The organism is Streptomyces sp. NPDC024687 (assembly GCF_055559055.1).
Window position 1 is genome coordinate 777,777 of sequence record NZ_JBVHLJ010000001.1, and the last position, 10,255, is coordinate 788,031.

A 10,255-nucleotide genomic window follows, 5' to 3' on the forward strand; every position below is an offset into this window, starting at 1 on the left:
CCGGTCGTCAGTGGGCGCGCCTGGAAACGCCGCCCTTGCGGCCGATTCCGAAGGCCAGGCGGTAGACGTCGGGGATGTCGACCGCGTAGTCGCGCAAGTCGGTGGCGCCCGCCGCGCGCCGTGTCATCACGCCGAGCCTTTCCAACTCGTCGATCAGCTCACGGTGGTTGTCGACGTCCTCGGGGCCGCTGCCCTGCGAGCCGTTCGCCAGAACCTCGCGCAGCTTCACGGAGAGGGAGGCGTCCCGCCAGTAGGCGAGGACCACGGACGGCTGCATCGGCACCTGGCCGCCCCGCAGTTGCTCCACGGCGACCGCGGCCCAGCGGATGTCCTCCGTGATCTCGTCCACGCGGATCTGGGAAGCGGTACTCACGGACGCCCGGATGGCGTCGTAGTGGAGAGCGTGCTCGTGCGTGGGATGCCGGTCCCGGGTGATTGTCGCCGCGGTGGAGACGGCCTGGAGCAGAGTGCGCGGACTCACCTGGCCCCGGCCGTCCTGAAGGTGGTTGGGAAGCCAGGTGTACGTGTAGCCGCGGCGGTGGCTCGTGCCCATGTACTGGCCGGCCATCGTGACGAACAGCTCGTGTTGGCGTTGTGGAGTCGCGATGACGTCGACGGGGGCGATGAACCGGCCTTCGCCCTCCCTGTTCCAACTGCCGGTCTCCACCCGGAACTTCTCGGCCTCGGGGATGGGGTGATTGCCGAGCTGGTGGTAGAGCAGGCCGTACAGGTTTTCCGTGGTCCAGGTCAGCTCGGTCGCGTTGGCGCCGAGTTTCGAGGCGTCGGGGAAGTGCTTGGGGGCACTCTCGTACATGTCTGGGCGGACGAAAATCTTCGCCCGGATAGCGCTGGTGCTCATCCGGAGGTCCAGCGCCACCTCGAAGAGGCCGGACACCAGCCGGTCGACGACCGGCCGGTCGTTGTGGAGGTGCTCCAGGGCGTCGAAGATCAGCAGGAGGGTGCGGCCGCTCTTGCGGGCCTCCTGGTCGATCGTCCACAGGGCGCGTTCGTAGGACTCCATGTGGTCGGCGACCCAGCGGACGCGTTTGTCCCAGCCTTCGATGCGCAGGATCTCCGGGGCCCGGAGTCCGGTCAGGACGACCGCGGACCAGAGGTGCTGAGGTGTGACTCGGGGATCCTCCAGCAGCTTGCTGATGACGTTCTTGCTGGGGTGGTACAGGTTGGGCTCGCCGCCCTTCGCGTGGCCCGTGGCGACCGTCATCCGGTCCAGCCGGGGCATCATGTACGAGGCCGCCGCGATCTCGCGCATCCGGTCGTCGCTCAGAACCTTGGTCCACACGGTCTTACCGGAACCGCGTGCGCCGCGCACCACCGTCACGTCGGGGTCCAGAGCGCGCCGGTGGCTCGACGGAGTGAACAGCCGTGTGACGTCGGGGCTCACGGTGTCGGCGTCGAAGGCGCTGCCGGGGGCGGTGGCAAGCAGTGTCCGGTACTCGTCGGTGGACAGCGGGTCCGTCATGACAGCTCCTCGCTCGGGAAGACGAGTTGTTCGACCTCTTTGAGGAACCTCTTGTACGCGGCTTCCACGAAGGGCAGTTCGGGCCAGTCGCGGTCTTGGAGCGGGTCGAGGCCGATCAGGTCGTGGCTGAAGAGGATCGGGATGGGCGTGTGCGGGGCCTGGTTGTCTTCCAGAGCTGGGTGGTACGCCTCCAGGTCCGCGCCCTCCGCGTCGTCGTAGAGCGTGTCGGCGAACATCTTCTGGGCGTTGTCGCGGAGCTTGTGCAGGCGCTGTATGTCCCCGGCGGACCGGAACATGGCGGCCACGATACGGAGGCGCTCGCGCAGGTCGACCGCCCGGTCCGGATGCTGCTTCCACTGGGAGAGCAGCATGCCGTAGCCGTACCAGGTGGACGGGTTGTCGACGGCGAAGAGGAGGGAGAGCCCGCTGAGCTGGGTGAGGGTGACGGCGGCGATGTCGTGAATGCCGGCGCGGCTGTCGAGCAGGACCACGTCCGGCTGCCGCGAAATCCCGGCCACCTGGGCCTCGCAGGCGGCGATGGCCTCCTCCAGCCGTACGCAGAACGGCTTGGGGGCGCCGCCCGGTTCGGCGGCCGGCAGGTCGCTGTAGATGCGGTTCAGCTTCGCGAGGTAGTCATAGTCGTCGCGGGGACGGCCTCCGGCGGGCGCCAGCCAGATCTCGCCGTTGCCCTGGGCGGGCACGAAGAAAGAGCTCTGAGTGACGAGTTCCAGCCCTTCGGCGTTGCCGACGCCGGCTTCGACCAGGTGATCGACGATGCCGTGATCGGGTAGTTCGTCGAAGCTGTGCAGGAGCGAGGAGACTCCCGGGGACTCCAGGTCAAGGTCGACTACGAGTACGCAGTGGCCCTTGTCGGCGAGGTGGCGTGCGAGGACGGCAGTGGCGGTGGAGCGCCCGACGCCGCCCTTGAACCCGTACAGGGCGACGCGTCGCTCTCGCACCTCGGGCCGCGGCGAAGCGCCCGGTGCGGCCTCCCGGGCCCAGTCGGCGCCCACAACGGTCCGTTCGAGTACGGCGACCCGGCCGCGGCTTCCCGGCTCGCCCTCGTCCTGCACGATGAGTTCGGGAGAGGCGAAGAACATTTCCGGCGCGAACATCGTGGACGCGACCTGGACGGGCTGTGAGCCTGCGAAGGCCTGGGTGTCGCGTCGGAACTCCTCCGTGAGCGACGCCAGTTCCTCGGCAGACAGCGGCTCGTCCTCGTCGTCGAGGAGGAGCGACGCACGCCCGAACAGGTCGCGTACGAGCACGGTGTCCCGGCCGGTTGCGGCGGCTCGGTGGGCGTGGCCTAGGGCGGCGGTCCACGCGGCGTCGAATCGGGTGGGGTTCATGGGGTGGGCGCCTGCTTTTCCACTTCGGCTGCGTCTTCTGCTCGGGCTGCTTGCTTGGGCTACTTCGCCTGCTGGTAGGCGGCGATGACGGTACGGGCCGCGGCGAGGTGACGTTTCACGCGCTGCTCGGATATCTGGCCGCTGTCACGGTAGCGGTGGGCCACGTCCCACTCGTCGGTGGATTCCCGGAAGGGGTTCTTCTGGGGGATCTGCGCGAGGACAGTGGCGCCACGGTGGCCGTTGGCGAGCAGGAGGAGTTGGTCCCAGACGCGCGGCAGGTGACCGTGCTCGGAGGCCTTCCGCACCTTCTCGGCCTGTCTGTTGCTCTGTGTCGGTGTGTTCCTGATCGCGGGGCTGTACGGAATGCCGAGCGGGGAGTCCTGTCGGGAACCGAAGAAGTCGAGGAGCATCGCCTTGATGGCGCACTCGGCGGCGATCCCAGCGAGATGGTCGGCGGAGCCGAAGAGCTGGGGCGAGGTGGCGAGTTGCGTTGCCGCGTCGAAGTGGCAGCGGCCCACCTCTAAGAAAGAGTGTTGGTGGGCGGGTGCGGGTGCCGGCGTGGATGCCGCGGGTGTGTTCGGGGCCGCCGGGACCGGAGGAGGTGTCTGAGCCGTCACGGTGATCACCTTAGCGGCGTGATCATGGCAGATGAGAGTACTTTGCGATGACTCCTGCGGGATCTGTTGCGGTCCACGGTGCTGGCAGGATTGGGATGCGAAACCGTATGGCGATGTGCGGTGGGTGACGTGGTGCTGCGAGAGGGATGCGAAGAGTGACGGTCACGGGCCAGGATGCGCGGGCGGCGCTGGACCAGGCGGCGCTGCTGAAGGATCTGCGGCGGCAGGTCGTTGTTCTTGAGGACGATCTGCGGGCCCGTAGTGAGTCCGAGGAGGAGTACCGCGTCCGGCTGGAGTCCGAGTACCGGCGGGCTCGGGAGGCGCAGCGTACGGCGGCGACGTATGGGGCGTGGCGGGACGAGCGGGTGACTCAGGCTGCGGTGGCTTGGGTGCTGGCCTGTGTCTTCGTACGATTCTGTGAGGATCACGGCCTGATTGAGGCGCCGTTCATCGCCGGGCCGGGGGAGCGGTTGGTCGAGGCGGAGGAGCGGCACGAGGCGCACTTCCGTGAGCATCCTGATCACAACGACCGTGACTGGCTGCTTGCGGCGTTCGAGCATCTTGTGGGCGCCCATGAGACGGTGGCCGGTCTCTTCGACCGGGCGCACAATCCGCTGTGGGAGTTGATGCCGAGCTATGAGGCCGCGACGGAGTTGTTGCGGTTCTGGCGGCGGTGGGACGCGGACGGGCGGATCGTTTACGACTTCTCGTATCTGGGCTGGGATACGCGGTTCCTTGGTGACCTGTATCAGGACCTGAGTGACCACGCCCGGAAGACGTACGCGCTGTTGCAGACGCCGGAGTTCGTCGAGGAGTTCATTCTCGATCTGACGCTGGAGCCGGCCGTCGCGGAGTTCGGGCTGGACCCCGTGATGGAGGGGCTGGGGGGCGTTGAGCGGCGCGGGCTGCGGACGATCGACCCCGCGTGCGGGTCCGGGCACTTCCTGCTGGGCATCTTCGAGCGGCTCGTGGAGAAGTGGCGGGAGGCGGAGCCGGGCGCGGATGAGTGGTCGGTGGTGCGGAGGGCTCTGGAGTCCGTTCACGGGTGCGACAAGAATCCCTTCGCGGTGAGTATCGCTCGGTTCCGGTTGTTGGTTGCGGCTATGCGGGCTGCGGGGGCTGAGCGGCTAGCGGATGCGCCGGTGTTTCCCATCAATGTGGCTGTGGGGGACTCGTTGCTTCATGGGCGGGATGCGGCGGGTATTCAGACGGATTTGGGGACGTTGTTCACGGAAGTGGAGGGGGGTGACTCTGGGGGTGGGGGCGCTTTTGCTTACTCGACTGAAGATGTGAGGGGGTTCGCCCTCGAGGTTGACCTACTGGGGCGCGGGTCGTATCACGTAGTGGTGGGGAATCCGCCGTATATCACGGTGAAGGATGATCAGGAGAAGAAGAACTATAAGAAGGGTTACGACGCCTGTACAGGGCTATTTGCTTTGTCTGTTCCATTCGCGCAGCGGCTATTTGAACTTGCGGTGAAGGGTGCCGGCGGGAGTAAGGGTGGTGGTGGGTTTGTCGGGCAGATCACTGCAAACTCCTTCATGAAGCGTGAGTTCGGTAAGAAACTAATTGAGGTGGTCTTCCGGGAGCGAGTCGAGCTCTCGCATGTCATCGACACGTCAGGAGCGTTTATCCCGGGGCATGGGACGCCTACGGTGATCCTGGTAGGGCGGAACCGGGTACCTAGTGACAGCCGGGAGATCCGGGCGGTACTCGGAGTGCGTGGAGAGCCGTCACAGCCAGTCATCGCCTCTAGCGGTGTCGTCTGGCGAGCTATTGCTGAGCAGGTTGGGAAACCAGGTAGCGAGTCTGACTGGGTATCCGTGGCCGACTTGGCTCGGGAACGGTTCGCTCACGCGCCCTGGTCGCTGAGCGGAGGTGCTGCTGCTGATGTGTTTTCACGTCTGGCAACGCAGGAGCGGACCTTGCTTGCGACTCGCGTGCGGCTCATCGGGCGCACCACTCATACGGGGGCGGATGAGGCGTACTTTGCCCCGCCGGGTAACTGGGTGCGCTTTGGTGTCGGCACTTCGCGGGTGGTTCCGCTTGTGGAAGGCAACGTAATCAGAGACTGGGACCTGTCTCCCGAAACAGAAGCACTCTTTCCGTACTCAAAGGAACTGATTGCCGATCTCTCTGACCCCGCTTCGGGGCGGCTTCTCTGGCAGCATCGGAGCATCTTGAGGAGGCGAAGGGAGCCGGGTGGTACGCACGAAGAAATCGGCTTGACTTGGTTTGAGTGGAGTCGTTGGCATCCGGAGCGCTTTGCGATTCCGCTAGGAATCGCGTTTGCGTTTGTAGCGACACATAACCATTTCGTGCTGGACCGTGGCGGGAAGGTGTTTAACCGTTCCGCGCCGGTGATCAAGTTGCCGGAGGGGACGGGGGAGGATGAGCATCTGGAGTTGTTGGGAGTTCTGAACTCGTCGACGGCTTGCTTCTGGTTGAAGCAGGTGAGCCACGACAAGGGGAGCCAGTCAGGTACGGGCGGGTTCATGCATGATGAATGGGAGAGGTTTTATGAGTTTACTGGAACGAAGCTCCAGGAATTCCCATTGCCTGAAGATTTGCCGCTAGTCCTGGGGCGCGTGTTGGACTCCCTAGCCCAGGAACTGGCCAAGGTTGAGCCCTCGACACTTAGCGATGAGGAAGTTCCTAATCGTGCTGCTCTCAACGCTGCCTGCATCGAAAATACCCGTCTTCGTGAACGCATGATTGCCCTACAAGAGGAGCTGGACTGGCAGGTGTATGGGCTGTACGGTCTGCTGTCCGAGACTGACGTGGCGCGGGTCGCTCCATCGTCGTCGACCCAGATGGCTATTCCCGAAGTGCGCCTCGGTGAGCGAGCCTTTGAGATCGTGCTGGCGCGGAAGGTGGCTCATGGAGATACGGATACCGTATGGTTTGATCGGCATGGATCTGAGCCTATTACTGAAATCCCGAAACGCTGGCCGGCCTCGTATCGCAATATTGTCCAAGCTCGTATCGATCTAATCGAGAGCAGGCGAGACATTGGGCTTATTGAGCGGTCTGAGTTCAAGCGGCGGTGGTCCGTCGAGCCTTGGGAGAAGAAGGAGAAGGCTGCTCTGCGCGCCTGGTTGCTGGACAGGTGTGAGGACCCATCGCTGTGGTTCAGCCTGCGTGACAGTGTGAAGCAGCCTCGCACACTGACGGTCAACCAGCTTGCGGATGCCTTGAGCTCCGATTCGGACTTCAACGCCGTTGCCATGCTGTACGCGAGCGATCACCTCAAGAAGCCGGACCTCCCACTCGGGCAGGTGCTGACAGAGGTTGTTGCCGATGAGCACGTGCCGTATCTCGCGGCCTTGCGCTATAAGGATTCTGGTCTCCGTAAGCGTGCGCAGTGGGAAAAGGTTTGGGAGCAGCAGCGGGAGGAAGACCGCAGTGGGCAGCGGCTGGACATCCCGGCACCGCCCAAGTACACGTCGGCTGACTTTCTTAAAGTTTCCTACTGGTCTAACCGCGGTAGGCTCGACGTACCAAAGGAGCGGTTCATTTCTTACGTGGAAGCCAGCCCCGACGCGGACCCAACAGTTCTGCTCGGGTGGGCCGGATGGGATCACAAGGATCAGGCCCAGGCGCTCATCAACCTCATTGAGGACCGTACGGAGCAGAGCGGTTGGGACACCGAGCGGCTCACGCCGTTGCTTGGCGGGCTGTACGAGGTCATGCCCTGGGTGCGGCAGTGGCACGGTGAGTACGACGCCGAGTGGGAGTCCGTGCCGGCGGAGGACTGCGATGCCTTCCTTGATGAGCAGCTGGGCAAGCATCGGCTCAGCGCGACGGATCTCAAGGCATGGCGGCCCGTGAAGCGGGCGCGAGGGCGTAAGGCCGCCGCCTCGAAGAAGGCGAGTGCCCCGGAGCAGCCCGCCCTCGACATCGAGTAGGCACAACGTGGCAGCAGGGCTGACGGAGTCCAGAACCTCGGCAGCCCCACGGGCGTTGGGCGAGCGGTGTCAGACTCGGGCGTCTGCCGCGTACGCGACGAAAATCGACCACGTGGTCCGGGAGAGGGCGAGCTGTCCGCCCTCCTTGTCCTTGGAGTCCCGCACGCGGACGGCCTCAGGGCAGTCGGCGAGCTCAACGCAGTTGTCCCCCTCGCTACCGCTGTAGCTGCTCTTGAACCACGCCGGTTCGGTGGTGGTCATAGCGCTCCTCGCATGTGTTCCAGCAGGCTCACCGTGGCCCTGCAATCGAGGGCCTGCGCACGCAGCTTGCCATAGCGCTGGAGCAGGACGCTCACGTCCTTCGATGCCGTGATCAGAGTGCTCGAACGCTGACCCTCGGTGTAGCCGATCCACTGGTTGTCGGGAGTCTCCGCCAGGTACATCTGGCCGTCAACGCCCACGTGGTCCTCCTGTCGGAGGGTCATGAGCTGGATCTCCACGTTGCGGAGCTTCCCGACCTCCAGGAGATGGTCGATGAGGGCACTCGTTACGCCCACTCCACCCACCCGCCGTTCCAACAGCGCCTGTTCGATGACGAAGCTGAAGGCCGTGTTCGGCTTCTGCGTCAGGAGCTGCTGTCGCTCAAGCCGGGCCGCAGTCTCACGTTCCAGTTGCTCCTCGGTGACCGGCGGCAACCTCCGATCAAAGATCGCCCGGATGTAGGTCTCTGGCTGCAACAACCCAGGAATGGCCCGGCACTCATATGCATAAGGCGAGATCGCCTCCTCCTCGATCCCCGCCCACTGCACAAACCACGAGGCCAGCCCCTGCCTCCGCGTCAAATGCCGCGCCGCCGCCTTGAGCACCCTCGGTGCCTCAAGGGCCGCCCCGGCCCGCTCGATGAACCTCACCGACGGGAACCGTTTCCCCTGCTCCAGCTTGGCCACCGCATGCACCGAGTACCGCACCAGCGGCGCGAACTCCTCCTGTGTCAGACCCGCTTCCTCCCGCAACGCCTTCAGGACCGCGCCGAAGCTCTTGAGGCCGTCCGACACTTCCGGTTCACTGCTCGCGATGCCGTCCAACACGCCCGGCCCACCTCCCACGTACGCCACCGGGACATCAATCCACCCAGGGTTACGGACCGTCACTCACCCTGTCCACTCAGTGAACCCACCCAGTTGCGGCTGTACCAGTGTCGTGCCTGTTGAGGCACTCTCCCTCCCGCGACGCTGGACCGCATGACCACACCTCAGGCCCAACCAGTCGTCACCGTACGTATGTTCTTCCAGCGGCTCAGCGCCACCCGGCGCGGCGCCCGCCTCGCCCGCCACCTCGCCACGCATCAACTCGACGTCTGGGGCATCCCGTTCGGCTCGGACCTCTCCGACGCCGTGGCCCTCGCCGTCGCCGAACTGGCCTCCAATGCTGTACTCCACGCACGCGTACCGGGCCGGGACTTCGCCCTCTGCCTTGAGCACCGTGCGGACGCGCTCCGCATCGAGGTCGCCGACGCCCGAGGCGACCGCAGCCCTGTCGCCGCAGCGCCGACGACCACAGACACGACGACCGACTACGACCACGGTCGTGGTCTCGTCATCGTCGATGCCCTGGCCTCCCGTTGGGGCGTCACCGACCGCCCCGGGCCCGGCAAGATCGTCTGGGCCGAGATCGACCTCCGCCGAAGCTGAAATACCACCAGTAACCGTCACGGCGTCGGAACCGCCGGCGGGCTCGCCCGCTGCCAGTAATGCAGCACCGGAGGATGCGCTACCTCCTCCGCAAGATCGGAGGTCAGAAGATGATGCCGGGCGACCGCGTCATCGACGATCTGCCGCCACCACTCCAGCCGGTCCCGGCCCGCGTCGGCCGAGATCAACTCGTCGTGCAGCGCGTACAACTCGCACGTGTTGTGCCGCTGCGACTCCCGCACATCGGCGTTGCTCTCGCTGAACCGCGACAACTCCGCGCCCTCGCACACCGCGCACCCGCACGTCCACGGATCGACGCGCGTGAACCAGTTCTGGAGCACCTCCACCCGGTGGTACTTCAGCAACTCACGGACGAGCACCACCGGATACGGCCGCCAGCCCCGGCCCTTGCGGCGCGGGTCCATGCCGTGACGGAGCATGGCGGTGACCCCCACCGCCGTGCCCAGCGCCCCGTGCGCCAGCGCGTCGAACGCCGCCAGGTCGGTGCGCCACAGCAGCATGCGCGGGCACGACCGGCACAGCACGCGCAGTCCCTCGGCCACACCCACCCGCTCCAACGGGTCCTTATAGTGCTGCATGATCAGCGCCACGGGATGCCGGCTGGCCCGTACCGCCTTCACCAGGTGCAGCAGCGACTCGTCCTGCAGCCAGCGGTAGCTGCACGGCAGCAGGACGACCGTGTCCGTCCGCTGCAGCCGGTTGGCCTGGGTGATCACCGCACGCAGGACGCGGGCGTCGCCGTCCTCGTCCGGTGGTATGAAGCAGGTCGGGGTCACCGCGAACGCCGCCTTGTTGGCCAGCTGGCCGTTCAGGACCTCTTCCAGACCGGAGAAGTCGAGCGCGTGCCAGCCGTCGGCCGCCTGATAGCCGAAGGGCCGGTCGACGGTCGCGATCCGGTGCTCGTGGCCGCCGTAGTCGACGGCCACGACCGTGTCCGGGTAGCTGTTGCGTATGTTCCGGCACCGCGACGCCGCATCGACACCGGTGAGAAGCAGGCCGCCGGCGTTTCCGTCGATGTGCGGCAGCAGGCCGATCGCCGACCTGTCGTTCACCATGATCAGTAACCGGTCGCGCAGTAAGCCTTCGATCCCGTCGCCCCCCATGGGGTCCCCCTCAGGGTCATGAAGCACGTCCCGCTGGTCACGAGTGTCGGAGCCGGTCGAAAAGGAGCGCAAGACGGTCGTATGCG

At 65.6% G+C, this 10,255-nt stretch carries 8 protein-coding genes; 2 read left to right on the forward strand and 6 right to left on the reverse strand.

The window, feature by feature from the left end:
• Window positions 1-7 precede the first annotated feature (7 nt).
• Genes ACZ39I_RS03485 through ACZ39I_RS03495 form a run of 3 tightly spaced genes read right to left on the reverse strand, consistent with a single transcriptional unit; the run spans window position 8 to window position 3,347 of the window.
• Entirely contained in the window at window positions 8-1,480 is a 1,473-nt protein-coding gene (locus tag ACZ39I_RS03485; protein ID WP_467242429.1) for a hypothetical protein, read from the reverse strand.
• Window positions 1,477-2,829 (reverse strand): KGGVGR-motif variant AAA ATPase, encoded by a 1,353-nt coding sequence (locus ACZ39I_RS03490; RefSeq protein ID WP_467242433.1) that lies wholly within the window; start codon window positions 2,827-2,829, stop codon window positions 1,477-1,479. Before ACZ39I_RS03490 ends, ACZ39I_RS03485 begins: the two co-directional genes overlap by 4 nt.
• 59 nt (window positions 2,830-2,888) lie before the next feature.
• Window positions 2,889-3,347, reverse strand: coding sequence for a hypothetical protein (locus ACZ39I_RS03495; RefSeq protein WP_467242436.1), 459 nt, complete (start codon window positions 3,345-3,347; stop codon window positions 2,889-2,891).
• 245 nt (window positions 3,348-3,592) lie between these two features.
• Between ACZ39I_RS03495 and pglX the strand changes: the two genes are divergently transcribed.
• Complete coding sequence (pglX, locus tag ACZ39I_RS03500) at window positions 3,593-7,354, forward strand: BREX-2 system adenine-specific DNA-methyltransferase PglX (RefSeq protein ID WP_467242440.1); 3,762 nt, start codon at window positions 3,593-3,595, stop codon at window positions 7,352-7,354.
• A 69-nt stretch (window positions 7,355-7,423) separates the two neighbouring features.
• On the opposite strand, the gene ACZ39I_RS03505 is transcribed toward pglX, so the two are convergent.
• Both ACZ39I_RS03505 and ACZ39I_RS03510 read right to left on the reverse strand, forming a co-directional pair.
• Window positions 7,424-7,615 carry a DUF397 domain-containing protein gene (locus ACZ39I_RS03505; protein WP_467242444.1) on the reverse strand — a complete coding sequence of 64 codons (192 nt, stop codon included), beginning with the start codon at window positions 7,613-7,615 and terminating at the stop codon, window positions 7,424-7,426.
• On the reverse strand, window positions 7,612-8,442 hold the full coding sequence (locus tag ACZ39I_RS03510) for a helix-turn-helix domain-containing protein (RefSeq protein ID WP_467242447.1): 831 nt from the start codon (window positions 8,440-8,442) through the stop codon (window positions 7,612-7,614). The genes ACZ39I_RS03505 and ACZ39I_RS03510 overlap by 4 nt, the downstream gene beginning before the upstream one ends.
• Before the next feature lie 192 nt (window positions 8,443-8,634).
• On the opposite strand from ACZ39I_RS03510, the gene ACZ39I_RS03515 reads away from it, so the two are divergent.
• Window positions 8,635-9,045, forward strand: coding sequence for an ATP-binding protein (locus tag ACZ39I_RS03515; RefSeq protein ID WP_467243311.1), 411 nt, complete (start codon window positions 8,635-8,637; stop codon window positions 9,043-9,045).
• A 17-nt stretch (window positions 9,046-9,062) separates the two neighbouring features.
• On the opposite strand, the gene ACZ39I_RS03520 is transcribed toward ACZ39I_RS03515, so the two are convergent.
• Complete coding sequence (locus tag ACZ39I_RS03520) at window positions 9,063-10,169, reverse strand: hypothetical protein (RefSeq protein WP_467242451.1); 1,107 nt, start codon at window positions 10,167-10,169, stop codon at window positions 9,063-9,065.
• Between the last annotated feature and the right edge of the window lie 86 nt (window positions 10,170-10,255).